Origin of the sequence: Roseovarius lutimaris (genome assembly GCF_900115165.1) — a bacterium.
GTDB lineage: Bacteria > Pseudomonadota > Alphaproteobacteria > Rhodobacterales > Rhodobacteraceae > Roseovarius > Roseovarius lutimaris.
The window spans coordinates 99,305-118,850 of record NZ_FOVP01000001.1; the positions used below are offsets into that span (position 1 = coordinate 99,305).

Sequence of the window (19,546 nt, forward strand, 5' to 3'; positions counted from 1 at the left end):
TCGGTCCATGAACAGGATTTGGAAGATAAATCACCCAACCGGAGTAAACCACCAAAGGCAAGATCATTCAGGCGTCCGGCGCCCGACCTCAGCGGTCTTGATATTGCGCCGGGCAAGCGCGACCAGAAACATCATTGTCAGCAGCAACACGATTGTCGGGGCCGGAGCGCTGTCGAGCCAGAAACTGGCATAAATGCCAACCAGCCCTGCCAGCAGGGCGACGACCACAGAGACCGCCAGCATGCCCGCGAAGGTGCGTGTCAGCAGGAATGCCACGGCGCCCGGCGCAATCAGGAAGGCGACCGCAAGGATAATCCCCACCGACGAGAGCATCGCAACCACCGTGGCCGACAGGATCGCCAAAAGCCCGTAGTGCAGTACCCTGACATTCAGCCCGATCATCTGCGCCTGAACCGGATCGAAGGCATGCGCAAGAATATCGCGCCACTTCAGGGCAAGGATCACGGCGACACCGCCCGCGATCAGCCCTGCCGTCCAGAGATCGCCCGCGCCGACGCCAAGCATGTTGCCAAACAGGATGTGATCGAGATGCACCTCGGTATCGATCTGCGTATAGATGACCACGCCAAGGCCGAACATGCCCGAAAACACCACCCCCATCACCGTGTCCTGCTTGACGCGCGAGTGATCCTTGATGAACCCGGTGGCAAGCGCACATAACAGCCCGGCGAGGAAGGCGCCGATAATAAGCGGGATACCCGCGATATAGGCCAGCACGACACCGGGCAGCACCGCGTGGCTTGTGGCATCGCCCATCAGCGACCAGCCCTTGAGCACCAGAAAGCTTGATAACATCGCGGCGGCGGGCGCGATCAGCAGCGTGATCAGCATGGCATTCTGCATGAACGGGAATTGCAGCGGCAAAAGCAGGGTTTCGATCATGCGCCCCCCTCCAGCCCGGCCCTGGCGCGGCGGCGCGCGGCCAGGGTGCCATGGGTCGGGGCAAAGACGAAGGCAATCAGGAAAAGCGCGGTTTGCAAGCACACGATCACCCCCCCGGTCGCCCCGTCGAGAAAATAGCTGATATAGGCGCCAAGCGCCGAGGTGGTGGCGCCGATGGCAACCGAGAGCGCGATCAACCGTGGAAAGCGGTCGGTCAGAAGGTAGGCCGTGGCGCCCGGCGTAACCACCAGCGCGATCACCAGAAACGCGCCCACCGTCTGCATCGCGGCGACGGTCGAGGCCGCCAGAAGCGTGAAAAACATGACCCGCAGCCTGTCCGGGTTAAGACCAATGGTGCGGGCGTGCGCCTCATCAAAGAACACCGCCAGCAGGTCGCGCCACTTGGCCAGCAAGACCACCAGCGACACGCCGCCGATAATCGCCAGTTGCAGCGTGTCCTCGGGTGTAATCGCCAGAATATTGCCCATGATGATCGTCTGGATCGACACCGCCATCGGGTTGAGCGAGATCATGAACAGCCCCAAGCCGAAGAACGAGGTAAAGATCAGCCCGATCACCGCGTCCTCTTTCAGGCCGGAGCGCTCGCGCAGGAACAGCATGGCCATCGCCGCAAGTCCGCCCGAAAAGAACGCCCCGAATGCAAACGGCAGACCCAGCATATAGGCCCCCGCCACCCCCGGCACGATCGAATGGCTCAGGGCATCGCCGATCAGCGACCAGCCCTTGAGCATGAGATAGGCCGACAGGAACGCACAGACCGCCCCGACCAGGGCCGAAACCCAAATCGCATTGGTCATGTAGCCATAGGAAAACGGTTCAAACAGCACGCTCATTTGCGATGTCCCTTGAGGGTGCGGGTGCGATCATCGTAAATTACCAGCGGGCGCTCATCATCGGTAAATACCTCAACCCTGCGCGGGTCTGCGTCCTCGTGGAGGCGATCCCCGGCGAGCATGAAGTGGCGCAGCACGCCGCCAAAGGTTTCCCGCAGATTTTCCGGGGTAAAGACCTCTTCGGTGGGCCCATGCGCCAGCACCGTGCCCTTGACCAGCACCACGCGGTCACAAAACTCGGGAACCGAGCCAAGGTTATGGGTCGCGACCAGCATCACCCGCCCCTCGCGGCGCAGGTCGCGCAGCAGGGCGATGATCTGGTCTTCGGTGGTGACATCGACGCCGGTGAACGGCTCATCAAGCAGGATCACCCGGGCATTCTGCGCAAGTGCGCGGGCCAGGAACACACGCTTTTTCTGCCCGCCCGACAGTTCGCCGATCTGGCGGTGGCGAAAATCCGACATTCCAACCCGCTCAAGCGCCGAATGCACCGCGTCGCGGTCCGCCGCGCGTGGGCGGCGCAGAAACCCCATATGGCCATAGCGCCCCATCATCACCACATCCTCGACCAGAACCGGAAAGGACCAATCGACCTCTTCGGCCTGCGGCACATAGGCCACGGCCTGGGCCTTGATGGCGACGCGCACCGGCTGTCCGAGGATTTCGACCGTGCCTCGTGCCGTGGGCAAAAACCCCATCAGCGCCTTGAAAAGTGTCGATTTGCCCGCACCGTTGACGCCCACAAGCCCGGTTATCGTGCCCGTCGGAATGGCGAAAGACGCATCATACAAGGCGGTGTGGCCATTGCGATAGGTGACCGTAAGCCCCTCTGCGCGAATGCCATCGCTCATTGGGACAGCCCTTCTACGATGGTTTCAGAGGTCACGCGCAGCAAATCGAGATAGGTCGGCACCGGGCCATCCGGCGCGCTGAGGCTATCGACATAAAGCACCCCGCCATAGCGCGCGCCGGTTTCGCGGGCGACCTGCCGGGCGGGCTTGTCGGACACGGTCGATTCCGAGAATACGGTCGAAATCTCATGCGCGCGGATCGTATCAATCACCTTGCGGACCTGTTGTGGCGTGCCTTGCGCATCGGCGTTGATTGACCAGAGGTATACCTCTTTCAGCCCGAAATCCCGCGCCAGATAAGAGAACGCCCCCTCAGAGGTAACCAGCCAGCGGCGCTCTTCGGGCAGGGCGCGAACGACGTCGCGCAACGGGGCGATGACCTCTGCGATCCGTTGTTTGTAGGCCTCTGCATTGGCGCCGTAGGTCTCGGCATTCTCCGGGTCGAGAGCGATCATGGCATCGCGGATATTGTCGACATAGATCACCGCAGAACTAAGCGCCATCCAGCCATGCGGATTGGGCTTGCCGTCATATTCCCCGCCCGAAATCGCCATCGGGACCAGCCCGTCAGAGACGACGGTGGCGGGAACCTCGCTGAGGTTGGCAAGGAACTGCTCGAACCAGCGTTCCAGATTGAGCCCGTTCCACAAGATCAGATCGGCGCCCTGTGCGCGCACCAGATCGCGGGGCGTGGGCTGATAGCCATGAATTTCCGCCCCCGGTTTTGTGATCGAGACGACCTCTGCCAAATCCCCGGCGACGTTCTGCGCGATATCGCCAATCACGGTGAAGGTTGTCACAACTTTCGGCCTGTCTGCCTGTGCCATCGCAGGCGTCAGCGCCAGCGTCAGGGCGGTGGCAAGACCAAGTATGAGAGGTTGAAAAAGCATGTGGGTCTCCTTGCGCTTTCGTTATATGCAAATGCGAATGAGTTGCAACTGTCAACCCAGTTGCAAGCCAGTGGCAAAAAAAATCCCTTGAACCGGGCGCGGTGCCCGCGCAAAATGACGCCATGAGTGAGACAAATGCAGGCATCGAGAATCTGACCGAGGCGCTCCGCGAGGCCGGAATCCGCGTCACCCGACAGCGGGCGGCGCTGTTGGGCGTGCTCGCGGCGGCCGATGATCACCCCGACGCGCCCGAACTGCATCGCCGGGCCGAGAGCGAGGTGCCGGGGATTTCCCTTTCGACCGTCTATCGCACATTGTCCACGCTCGAATCCCAGGGTGTCATCCAGCGCCATCAATTTGAGGGCGCCCCGGCCCGGTTCGAACCCGTGGAACCGGGACATCATGACCACATGATCGACGTTGAAACCGGAAATGTTCTGGAATTCTGCTCGGACCGGATCGAAAAGCTGCAAGCCGAGATCGCGGCAGAACTCGGGTATGAGATCGTCCATCACCGGATGGAGCTTTATGTCCGCAAGATTACCGGCTCCGCATAGATCGCGCGACGGACCTGTCACAGGTCACGACATCCGATTACGCTGGCGGTTGGGGGGCATGCCAAAGGCCGCGCGATAGACCCGCGCGAAATGGCTCGGGCTTTCAAAGCCGGTGGCGATGGCCACGTCGATCACCGACATCTCGGTCTGAAGCAACAGATAGCGCGCGCGTTCAAGGCGCAGATCAAGCATGTATTTCTTGGGCGAGGTGTGAAGGTTCTTGCCGAATATCCGCTCCAGCTGTCGCGCGGAGACGCCAACCTGTTGCGCAATCTCGCCGATCGACAGCGGGTGTTCGACGGCACCGCGCATGATCTGAATCGCATGGGCCAGTTTCGGGCTGCGCTGTCCCGAGCGCGCCTGAAGCGAAACGCGCTGTGCCGCACTGCCGTCGCGCACGGCGTTATAGACCATCTGATCGGCCACAGTGATCGACAGATCCTCGCCGTGGCGCGCGGCAATCAGGTTGAGCATGAGATCGGCGGTCGCCGATCCGCCCGAGGCGCTGACAATCGGGGCATCATCGACAAAGACGCTGCGCACCAGGGCAATATCGGGAAACTCCTCGGCGAAACTGTCGTGAAACTCCCAATGGATTGCCGCGCGCTGATTGTCGAGCATGCCCGCAAGCGCAAGCGCATAGGTGCCCGAACAGAGCGCCCCAAGGGCGATGCCATGGCTTCTGGCATGGCGCAGCGCCGTCAGATGAGTGCGGGTGATATGGGCACGGGCATTGGTGCCGGCGATCACGAAAAGACGATCACAGGCGGGGATATCGTCAAGCCCGTGATGCACCCGGATCGTGACGTCGTTTGACGCGGTCACCTCGGTGCCGCCTATCGCAATGAAGGACCAGCGATAAAGCGGCTGATCGCTGACCAGATTGGCGATGCGCAACGGTTCCACCGCATTGGCAAAGGCCAGATGGGTAAATTCCTCGATCAGCAGAAAGGCGAAATGTTGGGCCGTGGTCATGTCGGGGTCTCTGATGGGGTGCCTCTGATATGCTCGAAAATGCCCGCGCACACAATAAAAATGTGTTGTGTATACAAAGTGTATTCTGTAAGCGTGACAGAAGGAAACCCGACGAAAGGGGCCGCAACCCATGCCTGCCAAGGATCGTAAACCTGCGCTTCTCGCCTATCTCAAGCGCGCCATTCTGACCACAGAGCTTCGCCCCGGTGAGGATCTGGACGAGGTGGCGCTTTGTGCCAAATTCGGCCTGTCGCGCACCCCGGTGCGCGAGGTGTTTCGCGATCTTGACGGGCTTGGCTTTGTTGATCTGCGCGAAAATCGCGGGCCGCGCGTGGCGGATCTGTCGCATACCACCCTGCGGGATTTCTTTCTTGCCGCACCAATGGTTTATGGCGCGATCTTAAGGCTTGCGGCGCGCAATGCCATCCCCGCGCAGGTTGAGGCCCTTAGGGGCGCACAGGATGCGTTTCGCGCAGCGCTGCGCAACAAGGGTGCGGCGGAACGGGCGCTTGCCAACAATCGGTTCCACGAAATCACCGGCGACATGGCGGGCAACACCTATCTCTTGCCCTCGTTCAAGCGCCTTCTGATTGATCACGCCCGCATTGGCATGACCTTTTATCAGCCCCAGACCAATGAGATGGCTGCCAATCTGTCAGAGGCCTCTCACCACCACGACGCAATCATCGCCGCAATCGAGGCCGGGGACGAGGCGGCGGCGGCACGGCTGGCCGAGGATCACTGGAATCTGTCGCGCCACCAGATCGAACGTTTCGTCATGCCCAAAGCACTTGACGTGCCGATGGGTTCTTTTTCGCGCTCCAGCCCTGCATGAGGCCCGCAATGACCCCGATTTTCAGGTTCGAGGGCATTTATACCCCCATCATCACGCCATATTTCGAGGATGGTCGCCCCAATCTTGAGGCCCTGACCGAGACCATCGAATTCCTGATTGCCAGTGGTGTGAACGGGATCATCACCGGCGGTTCGACCGGTGAGAATTATGCCCAAACCCTCGCCGAACGCGTTGATCTGGCGCGGTTTTCCTATGAAAGGATCAAGGGGCGGGTGCCGCTTGTGGTCGGCACCGGCGCGATGCTGACGCAGGATTCCATCGCTCTGGCAGAGGCCGCCCGCGACCTCGGTGCCGATGCGATCCTGCTGGCAAGTCCGCCCTATGCGGTGCCGACCGACCGCGAGAATGCGCTTAATGCGCTTGCCATCGACAAGGCCGCGGACCTTCCGGTGATGCTCTATAATTATCCGCATCGCACCGGCACGATGATGGGCCCCGAGTTTCTGGATCGGGTCGGGCGGTCGCGCAATTTCTGCGCCATCAAGGAAAGTTCCGGCGATATCAACCGGGTTCACCTTCTGGCGCGCGATTACCCGCATATCCAGATGGGCTGTGGCATGGACGATCAGGCGCTTGAATTCTTCGCCTGGGGCGCGCCGTTCTGGGTTTGTGGTGGATCGAACTTCCTGCCGCAAGAGCATATCGCGCTCTATCAGGCCTGCGTGGTCGAGGGCGATTTTGCCAAGGGGCGGCGGATCATGTCGGCGATGCTGCCGCTCATGCATGTGTTGGAGCAGGGCGGCAAATTTATCCAGACGATCAAGCATGGCGTGAGCATGACCGGGATTGACGCAGGTGCGATGCGCGCGCCGCTCAAGGGACTGAACAAAGACGATAAACGCGCGCTTGAACAGGTCACGCGCGTGTTGAAATCGACAATTGCCGGTATCAAGGCGGAGGGCTAAGCGATGGACTTGCTGACACAGGATGAATATCGCGCGATTGCGGCGAACCTCGATTTTGCAACCGGGGCCTTTATCGACAGTGGTTCTCGTCCGGCGATTTCGGGCGAAACCTTTACAAGCGTGAACCCCGCCACCGGCGCGCCTCTGGCCGAGATTGCGGCCTGTGGGGCGGCCGATGTCGAGTTTGCCGTGACCAAGGCACGCGAGGCGTTTGACGATGGCCGCTGGTCGCGGCTGCATCCCGGCGCGCGCAAGGATGTGCTGATCCGGCTGTGCAAGCTGATGACGCGCAACGCGCGCGAATTGGCGGTGATGGAAAGCCTTGATAGCGGCAAGACGATCTTTGATTGCGAAAGCGTCGATATCCCCGAGGCGATCAATTGCATCAAATGGCACGCCGAACTGAGCGACAAGATCTATGACCAGGTCGCGCCGGTCTCGGATGACCACATCGCCATGGTGGTGCGCGAACCGATTGGTGTTGTGGGCCTTGTCCTGCCGTGGAATTTCCCGCTGTTGATGCTGGCCTGGAAGATCGGCCCGGCGCTTGCGGCGGGCTGTTCGGTACTGGTGAAACCGGCGATGGAAACCTCGCTGACGGCGCTGCGGCTGGCCGAACTGGCCAGCGAGGCGGGATTGCCGCGCGGGGTGCTCAATGTGCTGCCCGGTGGCGGCGCCGAGGTGGGCGAACCCATCGGGCGGCATATGGATATCGACATGGTGTCCTTCACCGGCTCGACCACGACCGGCAAGCGGTTCCTTGGCTATTCCGGCGAAAGCAACGCCAAGGAGGTGGTGCTTGAAATGGGCGGCAAGAACCCGGCCATCGTGATGGATGACGCAGAAAACCTTGATCGCGTGGCCCAGCATATCGTCAACGGCGCGTTCTGGAACATGGGGGAAAACTGTTCCGCGATCTCCCGGCTGATCGTGCATCGCGACATCAAGGCGGATCTGTTGACGCGGATTGAATGTCACGCCCGCCATTGGAATGTCGGCGACCCGCTTGATCCCGAAACCCGCGTTGGCGCGCTTGTGTCAAAGGCGCATTATGACAAGGTCTGTGGTTGTCTCGACAAGGCTGAAACCATCCTGTTCGGCGGCACGGCTGAGGGCGGTTTCGTGAGCCCGACCGTGGTTGAGGTTACGGACAATGATCACCAACTGGCGCGCGAAGAGATTTTCGGCCCGGTGTTGGCCGTGATCGAAGTCGCCTCGTTCGATGAGGCGATCGCGGTGGCCAATGACACCGATTACGGACTTTGCGCGTCGCTCTTTACCGCCAATGCCAAACGCGCCATTCGCGGCGCGCGCGCCCTGCGCGCGGGCACCGTCACGGTCAACAGCTTTGGCGAGGGCGATATTTCCACGCCGTTCGGTGGCTACAAGCAATCGGGCTTTGGCGGGCGCGACAATGGTGTGCAGGCCCATGATCAATATACCCAGTTGAAAACCATCTGGATCGACCTTGCCGATGACGCGGATGAGGCGGTGAGTTGAGCCGATACACGGCCCGCCGCCTCCCTATCCATCAGGGGCCGGCCGCCTGGAACGCGATCTTGCCACCGCAGGGCGCGATGAGGCGTCTGGAGGCCGATGAAATCGCCGATTTCGCCGTCATCGGCGGCGGCTTTGCCGGGCTTTCGGCGGCGCGCCGCCTGACCCAGATCGCGCCGGGCGCGCGGGTTGCCGTGCTGGAGGCCGGGCGTCTTGCGACGGGGGCCGCAGGGCGCAATTCGGGCTTCATGATTGATCTGCCGCATGAATTGAATTCGCAGGATTACAAGGGCGCGGGCGATGATCGCGGGCTAATCGCGCTTAATCGTCAAGCCATCGGCTTTGCCCGCGCCGCCGTCGAAGACTACGGCATTTCGCTCGATTATTTCAATCCCGTGGGCAAGATCAACGGCGCCGCCAGCCCCGCCGCCCATGCCCATAACGAAAGCTACGCGCGCCATCTGGCCAGCCTCGATGAGGCAAGTGAAATTTTTGATGCGCAACAGATGCAGGCCCTGACGGGCAGCGCGCATTACCTCTCGGGGCTTTACACGCCGGGCACGGTGATGTTGCAACCGGCGGGCTATATTCGCGGGCTCGGCGCGGGGCTCGCGCGCGACGGGGTGGCGATATTCGAGGATAGCCCGGTGTCAGAGTTTGAAAGACAGGGCGACGCCTGGCAGATCACCACGCCCAAGGGTCGGATCAGCGCCGGGCGGGTGATCCTGACGGTCAACGGCCATCTGGAAAGTTTCGGGATCGAGCAGGGGCGCTTGATGCAGCTTTTCCTCTTTGCCACCATGACGCCGGAGCTTGACGCAGATGCGCTTGCCCGGCTTGGCGGCGTACCGCGTTGGGGCATCACGCCGTCAAACCCGATGGGCACCACCCTGCGCCGGATCGACGCCGGGCAGGGCGGCAACCGGATCGTGACCCGCACCTGTGCCAGGCTGCGCCCCGATATGACGCCGACGGCGCAGGATGTGGCCCGTGCGGCCCAAGTGATGCGGCGCAAGTTTGACGTGCGTTTTCCACAGCTTGCCGGGCTCAGGATGGAGCATAGCTGGGCCGGGCATCTCTGCCTTAGCCTCAACAGCGTGTCGGTAATGCGCGAGATCGAGGCGGGGCTTTATGCGGGCTGTGTGCAAAACGGCCTTGGCACCGCGCGCGGCACGCTGACCGGCATTGGCGCGGCAGAGCTTGCCTGTGGTGTGACCTCGGATATCACCACGGGCTTTGCCGCACAGGCGCGCCCCAGACGCCTTCCGCCACAGCCCTTTCAACAAATCGGCGCCAATGCCATGCTGCGCCTCAAGGAATGGCAGGCGCGCGCCGAATGAGCGCGCCCTATCACCCCCTCAGTAGTCCTGATTAAGCGCATCGGCGGCGGGAATTTCACGCTCGCGGCGCGCGATATAATCGAGCAGGGCGTCGTTGACGCCAGCGTCAAGTTTCGGTTCTTCATAGGCCGCCAAAAGCTTGCGGGCATAGCCAAGCGCGCGTTCGGTGATCTCGGTGCTGCCCTCGGCCTGCCATTGGCCGATGGCGTTATTGTCAAACAGCTCAGGCATGAAAAACGCGGTCTGGAAATTGTCCTGCGTATGCGGGTGCCCAAGGTAATGCCCACCGGGGCCGATATCGGGCACGGCGGCGAGAGCCTCGTCGAAATCATCCCATTTCGGGCCCTCGGCCATGCGATAGGCCATCGCGCATTGCTCGGCATCGACGACGAATTTGGCGACAGAGCAATGCATCCCAGCCTCGTTCCAGCCCGCAGAATGCCAGATGTAATTGGCCCCAGCATGCATCACCGCCGAGAGCGTCGTGGCACTTTCATAGCCTGCCTGCGCATCAAAGGTCTTGGCCCCGCCAAGTGTATTCGAGGTGCGCCACGGCACGCCATAAAACCGCGCCATTTGACCGATCATGAAATTCATCAGGCTGATTTCCGGCGTGCCCGCCATCGGCGCGCCGGATTTCATGCTGACGGTCGAGAGGTAATGACCGTAAATCGCCGGACAGCCCTTGCGGATCACCTGCGTATAGGCAAGCGCCGAGAGCGCCTCGGCATTGAGTTGCGCCACCGTTGCAGGCACGCTTGCGGGCGTGTTGGCCCCGCCCAACACGAAGGGCGAGCAGAGAACCGGCTGATTGCGCCGACAAAAGGCGCGCATCGCGCCAAGCATGGTTTCATCCCAGACCAGCGGCGAATTGCCGTTGCAATTGCCGGTGGTCACGGGATGAGTTTCCATGAACTCGGCGCCAAACAGGATGGCGCACATATCAAGCACATCCTCGGCGTTTTTCGCGCTTGTGGTCATGCCCATGAAGGTCTTGTCGGAATGTTTCATCGACGAATAGGTGATGCGCAGATGGCGCTGGCTTATCGGGTGATCATAAGGCTCGACAATATGGTGGGCCGAGGAATGCAGCGCGGGCATCATATGCGACAGCTTGTGAAACATCGCCAGATCGGCCAGCGTCGGATTGCGGCGCACGTCGTCAAGATCGCGCAGATAGGGCGCCCCGGTCATCGGCACAAAGATCGAATGCGGGCCGCCGAGGCGGACGTTCTTTTGCGGGTCGCGCGCGTGATAGGTGAAGGTCTCGGGGATGGTCGCAATCAACTCGCGCACAAGGCCGCGATCAAGGTAAACCAGCTCTCCCTCGACCCGCGCCCCGGCGCGTTTCCAATCCTCAAGGGCGACGGGATCGCGAAATTGCACCCCGACGGTTTCGAGAATATCCATCGAGGCGGCATCAATCCGCTCAACCTGCGCGCCACTCATGATTTCGCAAAGCGGCAGCTTGCGGGTCAGGCCGGGCAGCATGGTGATGTCATGGGCGCTGCGCAGGGCACGGCGTGTTGCCCGCCCGCCAGAGCGCCCGCGCGGGCGCGTGAGGTCGATGGTCATGGTGATGATCTCCTTTGGGATCACCGTGACCTGTCGCGCGCGCAGCGGTCTGACGGATTCCGCTATTCCCGGATCAAAATCCGACCTGCGGCCCGGTGCGTGTCCGGGCCACACGAATCGTTGTGGTGTCAGCGCAGGCTCAGGCGGGCAGGTGGATCTTGAAGCGCTCGCGAATGGCCGCATCGGTGATCGGGTCGAACCGGGCCGGGGCGCGCTCTGACAGGATCTTTTCCTTTTTGGCGCGGGCCTTGGCGATCAGATCGGGCTTGTCCAGTTCCACCCATTCCTTTGGCGATGTGCGATCGGCAAGGGCGGGATAGATGTAATCGGTCTGCATCCGGCTCAGGGTTTGCGCGGCGCCAAGATAATGCCCCGGCCCGCCGATGCAGGTGGCGCGGATCACCTCAAGGCTGACGGTATCCTCATCCACCTCGATCCCGCGGGTGCAGCGCAGCGCCTGACCGATAAGATCATCGCCAAGGATCAGCGATTCAAGACAGAACCCAAGCAGGGAGGCATGCATGCCCGCCGCCTCATAGACCATGTTAAGCCCCGAAAGCCCCGCCATGACGTTGGATGTGGCCTGTTCCCAGCCCGCCTGCATATCGGGCAGCTTGGCATCGGCTATGCCGGCCGCCGCACCACCGGGTAGGCCGTAGTATTTATGCATCTGTGCGCAGCCGGCGGTCAGGAGCGCCTGTTCGCCAGAGCCGCCCGACATCGCCCCGGTGCGCAGATCGCTCACGAAAGGCCAGGTGCCGAAAATCGCCGGATGGCCCGGCTTGACGGCATTGACATAGACCAGACCGGCAAGGCATTCGGCGGTGGCCTGAACGATGGCGCCGGCAATCGGGGCAGGGGCAGTGGCCCCAGCCTGACCCGCGCTCAGCAACAAAACCGGCATGCCGCCCGCGATGCAGGCCTCCATCACCAGACAGGATTCGGTGGCGAATTTCATCGGCGGGACGACGAAACAGTTGGAATTGCTGACAAACGGGCGTTCGCGCCATTTGTCCTCGCCACCGGCAATAAGGTGCAGCATTTCCAGAGCATCGGCGACAAAGCCTGGCTCGGTGAACGAGGTGCCGACATGCTTGGTGGTGCCCGCACAGCAGCCATAAACCGTGTTGAGGTCCATCTCGCGGTTGTCGGTGATATCGCGGCACACCATCGGGCGCTGTACGAAGTGGATGTTGTCAAGCTGATCGGCGATGCGGGCCGCATCATGCAGATCCTGCATGGTGCATTCGCGGTATTCGCGACCTTCGACATCAATCAGATGCACCGCCGCCCCGGCGGTGCCGTAATGCACGCGGTTGCCATGCAGGTGCATGTCATTGGCGGGATCGCGGCCAAACAGCGTAATGTCCTTGCGCGCGCGGGCAATCGTATCCTCGATCAGGGCACGCGGAAAACGGATGCGCCCGTCACTGCCCAGAATGGCGCCCGCGCCGGTGAGGTATTCAACCCCGCTTGGCGGGGCATCGGCAAGGCCGATCTGTTCCAGCGCGTCGAGCACCGCCTGATGAATACGGTCCATCGCGGCGTTTGAGAGCGGGCGATAGGTGCCGCCCTCCATGCCGGGGCGTACCGGGCGCAGGTTGGCGGCAAGCGGGTTCGAGCGGGCTTCACGGCGGGCGGCACGGCCACCGGTGCGCGCACTGGCGCGGCCATTGTCAGGGCGCGTTGTCGTCTCTGTCATGGTTTGGAAATCCTATGCAAGTGTCAGGGAAAGCGAGCGGCAGGCGTGCCCTGGCCTTCCCCGCGCGGCACGGCCCCGTTCCGCCCCGATGGTGCGGATCACAAGCGCAATCATGCTGCGTACATGCATCGTGTCTCTCCTCTGGACATGATCAGCCGACCCGATTCTATGCCCTCTGTCTGTTCCAATTCCGACCGATGTCGCTTTTGGGCAAGTGGTGATAGGTCTTGACCGCGCCGGGGGGCGTGGCTAGGGATGGGGGATGAACACCGTAATCTGCATTATCTGCTGCATTATCCGCTGAGTTTACTCTGGCGGGCCGGTCTTCTGTTTCCAAGCTGTGATGAAGTTGCTAAGCCCGCCGCGACAGCCTGCGCGCGAGGACATTATGACGACGATCAAGCTTCACAATACCAAGACCCGCAAGAAAGAGGTGTTTACGCCTCTCGATCCCGAGAATGTGCGGATGTATGTCTGTGGCCCGACGGTCTATGACCGCGCCCATCTTGGCAATGCGCGGCCCGTGGTGGTGTTTGACGTGCTCTATCGGTTGCTGCGCCATGTCTATGGGCCCGATCACGTGACCTATGTGCGCAATTTTACCGATGTGGATGACAAGATCAACGCGCGCGCCGCCGAGAGTGGCCGTTCGATTGGCGAGATCACCGCCGAGACCACGCAATGGTTTCTCGATGACATGGGAGCCTTGGGCGCGCTTGAGCCGAATTTCATGCCCCGCGCCACGCAGTATATCCCGCAGATGGTGGCGATGATCGAAGATCTGATCGCCAAGGGCCACGCCTATGCCGCCGAGGGGCATGTGCTGTTTGCGGTGGATAGCTACAAGACGTATGGCGCGCTGTCGGGGCGCACGGTCGACGACATGATCGCCGGGGCACGGGTCGAGGTGGCGCCCTACAAGCGCAACCCGATGGATTTCGTTTTGTGGAAGCCGTCGAATGAAAATCAACCCGGTTGGGACAGTCCGTGGGGCAGGGGGCGCCCCGGCTGGCATATCGAATGCTCGGCCATGGCCTATGAATTGCTGGGCGAGAGTTTCGATATTCACGGCGGCGGCAACGATTTGATGTTTCCGCACCACGAGAATGAAATCGCGCAAAGCTGTTGTGCCCACCCCGAGGGCGGGTTTGCGCAGGTCTGGATGCATAACGAGATGCTACAGGTCGAGGGCAAGAAGATGTCCAAATCGCTTGGCAATTTCTTCACGGTGCATGATTTGCTGGAGCAGGGCGTGCCGGGCGAGGTGATCCGGTTTGTGTTTCTCAGCACGCATTATCGCAAGCCGATGGATTGGACAGCGGAGAAGGCGCGGGAGGCGGAGGCTACGCTGCGTAAGTGGCGAAAGCTTACTGTCGATGTGGATTCGACCCAAGTGTCTGCGGATGCGCTGGAAGCCTTATCGGATGATCTTAACACAGCAGGTGTAATCTCGATCATGCACCGCCTCGCGGGCTCAGGCGAGTTAGGTTCTCTGAAAGCTACGGGGAAGTCGCTTGGGCTCTTGGAGGATGCATTGGGAGGTTGGGAAACGGTGCGCTATGTAAAGTCCGGTGAATTGAGGGTTGGTACAAACCCGGAAGTTGCAAATGAGATTGACTTGTTGGTTGCGAGGCGGACGGCGGCCAAGGCGGAAAAAGACTTTTCGACGGCGGATCGGATACGTGATGAGCTTCAAGCGGCTGGCATCATCATGCGCGACGGTAAGGATGGAACTGAGTGGGAATTCGGTTCTTCGGTCGACCTCTCCAAACTGGAGGCATTGAAGTGACGCATTCCTTGCCACAACGGTTGTTTGCCGTGCAGCGCCCGCCCGTCACGCCGAAGGCGTGCCGTTTATGGGCGGCGCACCTCTGGTGCGACGGGCGGTCGGGCGCTGCGCGGCGGCGCGCATGGCGCGCCTTGATTCCGCGCGGGGTCTGTCTATCAATGGTAGCGCCCATGGCCAGTGTCGGAGTGAGGGGCCAGCCCCTCACGCTCCCCGGGATATTTTTGGCCAGAAGAAACGGGCGGTGCGGTGATGAATAAAGAGCGCCTTTACCTCTATGACACCACCCTGCGTGATGGGCAGCAGACGCAGGGCGTCAGCTTTTCCACTGCCGAGAAATGCCGCATCGCCGAGGCGCTTGATTGTCTTGGTGTCGATTATATCGAGGGCGGCTGGCCCGGGGCCAACCCGACCGACAGCGCGTTTTTCGACGCAGCCCCCAAGACAAGCGCGAGGCTGACCGCCTTTGGCATGACCAAGCGCAGCGGGCGCTCGGCCGAGAATGACGAGGTGCTGGCGGCGGTGATGAATGCGGGCACCGGCGCGGTCTGTCTTGTGGGCAAGACCCATGAGTTTCACGTCCGGGCGGCGCTTGGCATCGCCTTGGAGGAAAATGTCGAGAATATCGCGCGCTCGCTCGCCCATATCGTCGCGCAGGGGCGTGAGGCGCTGTTTGACGCCGAGCATTTCTTTGATGGCTACAAGGCCAATCCGGGGTATGCGCTTGAGTGTCTGCGCGCCGCGCTTGAGGCCGGCACCCGCTGGATCGTGCTCTGTGATACCAATGGCGGCACCCTTCCGGTCGAGGTGGGTGAAATCACCGCAGCGGTGATCGCGGCGGGCATTCCCGGCGACCGGCTTGGCATTCACACCCATAACGATACCGAAAGCGCGGTTGCCGCCAGCCTTGCGGCGGTGGATGCGGGCGCGCGCCAGATCCAGGGCACGCTCAACGGGTTGGGCGAGCGCTGTGGCAATGCCAATCTGACGACGCTGATCCCGACGCTGTTGTTGAAAGAGCCCTATGCCAGCCGCTACGAGATCGGGGTTGACCCTGCTGCGCTGCGCTCGCTCAGTGCCGTCAGCCGCCAGCTTGACGAGATCCTCAACCGCGTGCCTTTGCGCCAGGCGGCCTATGTGGGGGCCTCGGCCTTTGCCCATAAGGCGGGGCTGCATGCCAGTGCGATCCTCAAGGAACCAAGCACATACGAGCATATCGACCCTGAAACCGTCGGCAATGCCCGCGTCATTCCGATGTCCAATCAGGCCGGTCAATCCAACCTGCGCCGTCGTCTGGCCGAGGCCGGGATCGCGGTCGAACCCGGCGATCCGGCGCTGGCGCGCCTGCTCGATACCATCAAGGAGCGCGAGGATCAGGGCTATAGCTATGACAGCGCGCAGGCGAGTTTTGAAATTCTGGCGCGCAAGGAGCTGGGTCAGATGCCGCGCTTTTTCGAGGTCAAGCGTTACAAGGTGACGATTGAGCGGCGCAAGAACAAATACGACCGGATGGTCAGCCTGTCAGAGGCGGTCGTGGTGGTGAAGGTCGACGGTGAGAAAAAGCTTTCGGTGTCTGAGTCTATGGATTCTGAGGGCTGTGATCGCGGGCCGGTCAATGCGCTAGCCAAGGCGCTCGCCAAGGATCTTGGGCCCTATCAGAATAAGATTGCCGATATGCGGCTGGTGGATTTCAAGGTGCGCATTACCCAGGGCGGCACCGAGGCGGCGACCCGCGTGATCATCGACAGCGAGGACGCAGAGGGGCGGCGATGGTCAACCGTTGGGGTCAGCCCGAACATAGTGGATGCCTCGTTCGAGGCGCTGCTGGATGCGATAAACTGGAAGCTGCTGCGTGCTGAGTGATGATCTCAATGCCTGCGCCGACCTGCTGCGCCGGGGCGATCCGGACCGGTTTCTGGCGGCGATGGCGGCGCCTGTGGCGGCGCGGCGGGTGCTGTTTCCGATCTATGCCTTCAACCTTGAGGTGGCGCGTGCGCCCTGGGTCACGCAAGAGCCGATGATTGCCGAAATGCGCCTGCAATGGTGGCGCGATGCCTTGGGTGAAATTCGCGAAGGCGCCGTGGTGCGCCGTCACGAGGTGGTGACGCCGCTGGCTTCGGTGCTTGATCCGGCCAGCGCGGCGCGGCTTGACGATCTGATCGAGGCGCGCCGCTGGGATATCTACCGCGAGCCCTTCGCGGACCCCGCCGCGTTCGAGCGGTATATCAGCGACACATCAACCAGCCTGCTTGCGGTAAGCGCCAAGGCGCTTGGGCCTGCGGATGAGGCGGTTCTGGCGGATGCGGGTTATGCGCTTGGGCTGGCGAACTGGTTGCGGGCGATCCCGGCGCTTGAGGCGGCAGGGCGCATTCCGCTGGTCGATGGCCGCCCCGAGGCGCTGCGCGATCTTGCGGCGGACGGCTGCGCGCGGCTTCGCCGTGCGCGCGCTACGCGTTCTGGCGTGTCGCGGTCGGCGCGGGTGGCCATGCTGCCGCTCTGGCAGGCGGGTCCGGTGCTGGCGCGTGCAGCGCGCGACCCGCAAGCCGTCGCCGCGGGCAGGCTTGATATCTCGCCCGCGCGCAGCCGTTTGACGTTGATGATGCGCGCGACAACCGGCCGTTGGTAACGGCCTCAGGCCAGGATTTCGCGCACCTGTTGCAGGATCGGCGCAACAGCCGGGCTGTGCGGGCTGGCGCGGGTGATCACCAATAGCCCGACCATCATCCCCATCAGCACCTTGGCCGTATCGGTGACGCGCAGGCCGGGGGCAAGGCTGCCTTGTGCCTCGGCCCTGTGCAGGCATTCCAGAAAGAAGGTTTCGACCTGGCCCATGCTGGCCTCGACCAGTTCGGCAATTTCGGGATCATGCGGGGCAACTTCGAGGGTCGAATTGACCACCAGGCAGCCGCCCGGAAGCCCGTCGTTTCCTGTCTCGACAGCGACAAACGCGGCCATGATCGCGGCCTTCGGGTCGGCCAATTCGCGCAGTTGGTTCAAAAAGGCCACGCGATAGACAGTATCGTAATGCTCAAGCGCGCCGATATAAAGGCTGCGCTTGTCCTTGAAGGCGGCATATAGGCTGCCACGGTTCAGGCCTGTCGCCTCGACCAGATTCGCCATCGACGTGCCCTGATAGCCATGCTCCCAAAATGCGCGCATGGCGGCATCCAGAACGTCGGGTTTGTGATATTTCTTTTTCCAGGGCATTCAGCCACCCCGCAGAGTGAATTGGCCGGACATCCGCGCCATGGCCGAGACCTGACCGGTGGTCATCGCCGAACTTCCCCGGCACCCTGCAAAAGGGTGAGTAATGGGCCCTTCCACAAGGCGCCGGGTGCTCGTGTCACGCCGCCTTTGGATACGGTCGTTGACGTGATGGTCTCTCGTGAGTGGTAGCATAATGTGCGTAAGGTCCATTTTATATAAGTTAGAACGATTGGTCAAATGACAAATCCGTACATAAGTTTTGAAGAGGCACCTATTTATGGGCGAGTGTTTTGACCTTTGATTTCGGTATAGGGCAGGCCGGGGCTTCCGGCCGAATCTGGGTATTGGGAGACATAGCGCGCTTTTATGTCAAGAGAAGTGCTGCGGCTGCCGTCATGGCTCCAACCCGGGGGCATCACGCAATAGTTGAGGCGCTCGCGCCAGCCAAGGCCCGGCTGCGTGGCATCGCGGTAGATACCGACCCATTCGTGAAAGGCGACACGCAGCGGGTTGAACGTGCCAAGGTTGTGCACAAGGCCGTAATCCACCTTTTCGCTGTCCAGCTCGGGCACGAAGGTGCCAAAGAGCTTGTCCCAGATGATGAAAACCCCGGCATAGTTGCAATCCAGATAGCGCGGGTTGCGGCCATGGTGTACGCGGTGGTGGCTGGGGGTGTTCATCACCGCCTCGAACCAGCGGGGCAGGCGGCTGATCGCTTCGGTATGAATCCAGAACTGATAGATCAGGTTGAGCCCGCCGACGAACAGCACCATGCCCGGATGAAACCCCATAAGGACAAGCGGCGCGCGCATTACCATCATGAAGGTAAAGGTGCCGGTCCATGTCTGGCGCAGGGCGGTGGTGAGGTTGTAATGCTGGCTTGAGTGGTGGTTCACATGGCTGGCCCAGACCCAGCGGATGCGATGGCCAAAGCGATGCACCCAGTAATAGCGCAGGTCATCAAGCACAAAGCACAGCGCAATCGTCCAGAAAGACGTGCCAAGATCAAGCGGCGTGATCGCCCAGAGGGCCATGAAAAACCCATAGGCGACAAAGCCAAGCACGATCCCGCTGGCCACATTGCCCGCTCCCATCAAAAGCGAGGTCAGCGCATCGCGGGTCTCGTATCGCCCGCCGCGTCCCTTGATCACGATCCAGAGGAGCTCTGCCAGAATGGCGGCGATGAAAAACGGCACTGCCCAATTCACGACGTCCGGGAAAGTGATCATATCGCTCATGCGCTGTCTTTCATGTAGGTGGGCCAGTGCGCGGCCTCATCCGGGTCAAGCCGCAGGTGAATATGCGGCGCGGTAAAATCGGGCAAGTCGATGCGCAGGCCCTTGGCCGTGCGCCGGATGCGCGCGCCGCTCAGCGCGCGCGCGGTAGTATCGGCCCCCATCGCCCAGACCACGCCAGGCCCGTCATCGGTTTCGATCAGGGCGGCGTGGTGGTCATGGCTCAGGATCACGCGGGTCGGGGTATGGTCGGGAAATTCGCGCAGCCATGCCGCCTTCGCCGCGACCTCATCGGGCAATTGCGCGGCACGCGACAGGCCGAGGACATGCAGCATCACGGCAATGCCGATGATGCCAACACCAACCAACGGCAACAGAACGCTTAGGGGCATGACGCAGTTTTTCCATCTCTG

Annotated in this window: 18 protein-coding genes; 8 read left to right on the forward strand and 10 right to left on the reverse strand. The window is 61.7% G+C overall.

Annotation, left to right across the window (positions count from 1 at the left end; translation table 11 throughout):
• Positions 1-63 precede the first annotated feature (63 nt).
• The 4 genes from BMZ91_RS00475 to BMZ91_RS00490 are packed head-to-tail and all read right to left on the reverse strand — an operon-like array spanning position 64 to position 3,435.
• Positions 64-903, reverse strand: a complete 840-nt coding sequence (locus tag BMZ91_RS00475) for a metal ABC transporter permease (RefSeq protein WP_092833197.1) — start codon at positions 901-903, stop codon at positions 64-66.
• Positions 900-1,757 carry a metal ABC transporter permease gene (locus tag BMZ91_RS00480; protein WP_092833199.1) on the reverse strand — a complete coding sequence of 286 codons (858 nt, stop codon included), beginning with the start codon at positions 1,755-1,757 and terminating at the stop codon, positions 900-902. Before BMZ91_RS00480 ends, BMZ91_RS00475 begins: the two co-directional genes overlap by 4 nt.
• Complete coding sequence (locus BMZ91_RS00485) at positions 1,754-2,608, reverse strand: manganese/iron ABC transporter ATP-binding protein (protein WP_092833201.1); 855 nt, start codon at positions 2,606-2,608, stop codon at positions 1,754-1,756. The genes BMZ91_RS00480 and BMZ91_RS00485 overlap by 4 nt, the downstream gene beginning before the upstream one ends.
• Positions 2,605-3,435 carry a metal ABC transporter substrate-binding protein gene (locus tag BMZ91_RS00490; RefSeq protein ID WP_245736179.1) on the reverse strand — a complete coding sequence of 277 codons (831 nt, stop codon included), beginning with the start codon at positions 3,433-3,435 and terminating at the stop codon, positions 2,605-2,607. Before BMZ91_RS00490 ends, BMZ91_RS00485 begins: the two co-directional genes overlap by 4 nt.
• A 185-nt stretch (positions 3,436-3,620) precedes the next feature.
• Between BMZ91_RS00490 and BMZ91_RS00495 the strand changes: the two genes are divergently transcribed.
• Positions 3,621-4,055 carry a Fur family transcriptional regulator gene (locus BMZ91_RS00495; RefSeq protein ID WP_092833205.1) on the forward strand — a complete coding sequence of 145 codons (435 nt, stop codon included), beginning with the start codon at positions 3,621-3,623 and terminating at the stop codon, positions 4,053-4,055.
• Positions 4,056-4,079: 24 nt separating this feature from the next.
• Here the strand turns inward: BMZ91_RS00495 and BMZ91_RS00500 are convergent, their stop codons facing one another.
• Positions 4,080-5,030: a GlxA family transcriptional regulator gene (locus BMZ91_RS00500; RefSeq protein WP_092833207.1), complete on the reverse strand. Its 951-nt coding sequence runs from the start codon at positions 5,028-5,030 to the stop codon at positions 4,080-4,082.
• Between the two features lie 130 nt (positions 5,031-5,160).
• Here BMZ91_RS00500 and BMZ91_RS00505 point away from each other — a divergent pair, with 130 nt between their 5' ends.
• From BMZ91_RS00505 to BMZ91_RS00520, 4 genes are read left to right on the forward strand one after another with little or no spacing between them, the layout of a single operon-like run.
• Positions 5,161-5,865 carry a GntR family transcriptional regulator gene (locus tag BMZ91_RS00505; RefSeq protein WP_092833209.1) on the forward strand — a complete coding sequence of 235 codons (705 nt, stop codon included), beginning with the start codon at positions 5,161-5,163 and terminating at the stop codon, positions 5,863-5,865.
• Positions 5,866-5,873: 8 nt separating this feature from the next.
• A complete protein-coding gene (locus BMZ91_RS00510) occupies positions 5,874-6,791 on the forward strand; it encodes a dihydrodipicolinate synthase family protein (protein WP_092833211.1) in 918 nt (305 codons plus the stop codon).
• Positions 6,792-6,794: 3 nt separating this feature from the next.
• Positions 6,795-8,291, forward strand: coding sequence for an aldehyde dehydrogenase (locus tag BMZ91_RS00515; protein WP_092833213.1), 1,497 nt, complete (start codon positions 6,795-6,797; stop codon positions 8,289-8,291).
• Positions 8,288-9,628, forward strand: a complete 1,341-nt coding sequence (locus BMZ91_RS00520) for an NAD(P)/FAD-dependent oxidoreductase (protein ID WP_092833215.1) — start codon at positions 8,288-8,290, stop codon at positions 9,626-9,628. Before BMZ91_RS00515 ends, BMZ91_RS00520 begins: the two co-directional genes overlap by 4 nt.
• A gap of 18 nt (positions 9,629-9,646) precedes the next feature.
• On the opposite strand, the gene BMZ91_RS00525 is transcribed toward BMZ91_RS00520, so the two are convergent.
• Both BMZ91_RS00525 and BMZ91_RS00530 read right to left on the reverse strand, forming a co-directional pair.
• Complete coding sequence (locus BMZ91_RS00525) at positions 9,647-11,203, reverse strand: trimethylamine methyltransferase family protein (RefSeq protein ID WP_092833604.1); 1,557 nt, start codon at positions 11,201-11,203, stop codon at positions 9,647-9,649.
• A 139-nt stretch (positions 11,204-11,342) separates the two neighbouring features.
• Positions 11,343-12,905, reverse strand: a complete 1,563-nt coding sequence (locus BMZ91_RS00530) for a trimethylamine methyltransferase family protein (RefSeq protein WP_092833217.1) — start codon at positions 12,903-12,905, stop codon at positions 11,343-11,345.
• Between the two features lie 388 nt (positions 12,906-13,293).
• Between BMZ91_RS00530 and cysS the strand changes: the two genes are divergently transcribed.
• The 3 genes from cysS to BMZ91_RS00545 all read left to right on the forward strand — a co-directional run bounded on the left by cysS (position 13,294) and on the right by BMZ91_RS00545 (position 17,317).
• Entirely contained in the window at positions 13,294-14,694 is a 1,401-nt protein-coding gene (cysS, locus tag BMZ91_RS00535) for a cysteine--tRNA ligase (RefSeq protein ID WP_092833606.1), read from the forward strand.
• Positions 14,695-14,943: 249 nt separating this feature from the next.
• A complete protein-coding gene (gene cimA, locus BMZ91_RS00540) occupies positions 14,944-16,554 on the forward strand; it encodes a citramalate synthase (protein ID WP_092833219.1) in 1,611 nt (536 codons plus the stop codon).
• Positions 16,544-17,317 carry a squalene/phytoene synthase family protein gene (locus BMZ91_RS00545; protein ID WP_245736165.1) on the forward strand — a complete coding sequence of 258 codons (774 nt, stop codon included), beginning with the start codon at positions 16,544-16,546 and terminating at the stop codon, positions 17,315-17,317. The genes cimA and BMZ91_RS00545 overlap by 11 nt, the downstream gene beginning before the upstream one ends.
• A 5-nt stretch (positions 17,318-17,322) precedes the next feature.
• On the opposite strand, the gene BMZ91_RS00550 is transcribed toward BMZ91_RS00545, so the two are convergent.
• From BMZ91_RS00550 to BMZ91_RS00565, 3 genes are all read right to left on the reverse strand, one after another.
• Entirely contained in the window at positions 17,323-17,898 is a 576-nt protein-coding gene (locus tag BMZ91_RS00550; protein ID WP_092833224.1) for a TetR/AcrR family transcriptional regulator, read from the reverse strand.
• A 275-nt stretch (positions 17,899-18,173) separates the two neighbouring features.
• A complete protein-coding gene (locus BMZ91_RS00560) occupies positions 18,174-19,136 on the reverse strand; it encodes a sterol desaturase family protein (RefSeq protein WP_092833228.1) in 963 nt (320 codons plus the stop codon).
• The gene (locus BMZ91_RS00565) at positions 19,133-19,525 is read right to left on the reverse strand and encodes a hypothetical protein (RefSeq protein WP_092833230.1); all 393 of its coding nucleotides are present in this window, start codon (positions 19,523-19,525) and stop codon (positions 19,133-19,135) included. The genes BMZ91_RS00560 and BMZ91_RS00565 overlap by 4 nt, the downstream gene beginning before the upstream one ends.
• Between the last annotated feature and the right edge of the window lie 21 nt (positions 19,526-19,546).

Coding starts and splice junctions, on each gene's coding strand:
- BMZ91_RS00475 (WP_092833197.1), bottom strand. CDS start 903: ATGATCGAAACCCTGCTTTTGCCGCTGCAATTCCCGTTCATGCAGAAT.
- cysS (WP_092833606.1), top strand. CDS start 13,294: ATGACGACGATCAAGCTTCACAATACCAAGACCCGCAAGAAAGAGGTG.
- BMZ91_RS00485 (WP_092833201.1), bottom strand. CDS start 2,608: ATGAGCGATGGCATTCGCGCAGAGGGGCTTACGGTCACCTATCGCAAT.
- BMZ91_RS00560 (WP_092833228.1), bottom strand. CDS start 19,136: ATGAGCGATATGATCACTTTCCCGGACGTCGTGAATTGGGCAGTGCCG.
- BMZ91_RS00515 (WP_092833213.1), top strand. CDS start 6,795: ATGGACTTGCTGACACAGGATGAATATCGCGCGATTGCGGCGAACCTC.
- BMZ91_RS00495 (WP_092833205.1), top strand. CDS start 3,621: ATGAGTGAGACAAATGCAGGCATCGAGAATCTGACCGAGGCGCTCCGC.
- BMZ91_RS00565 (WP_092833230.1), bottom strand. CDS start 19,525: ATGCCCCTAAGCGTTCTGTTGCCGTTGGTTGGTGTTGGCATCATCGGC.
- BMZ91_RS00530 (WP_092833217.1), bottom strand. CDS start 12,905: ATGACAGAGACGACAACGCGCCCTGACAATGGCCGCGCCAGTGCGCGC.
- BMZ91_RS00550 (WP_092833224.1), bottom strand. CDS start 17,898: ATGCCCTGGAAAAAGAAATATCACAAACCCGACGTTCTGGATGCCGCC.
- BMZ91_RS00505 (WP_092833209.1), top strand. CDS start 5,161: ATGCCTGCCAAGGATCGTAAACCTGCGCTTCTCGCCTATCTCAAGCGC.
- BMZ91_RS00500 (WP_092833207.1), bottom strand. CDS start 5,030: ATGACCACGGCCCAACATTTCGCCTTTCTGCTGATCGAGGAATTTACC.
- BMZ91_RS00510 (WP_092833211.1), top strand. CDS start 5,874: ATGACCCCGATTTTCAGGTTCGAGGGCATTTATACCCCCATCATCACG.
- BMZ91_RS00490 (WP_245736179.1), bottom strand. CDS start 3,435: ATGGCACAGGCAGACAGGCCGAAAGTTGTGACAACCTTCACCGTGATT.
- BMZ91_RS00525 (WP_092833604.1), bottom strand. CDS start 11,203: ATGACCATCGACCTCACGCGCCCGCGCGGGCGCTCTGGCGGGCGGGCA.
- BMZ91_RS00480 (WP_092833199.1), bottom strand. CDS start 1,757: ATGAGCGTGCTGTTTGAACCGTTTTCCTATGGCTACATGACCAATGCG.
- cimA (WP_092833219.1), top strand. CDS start 14,944: ATGAATAAAGAGCGCCTTTACCTCTATGACACCACCCTGCGTGATGGG.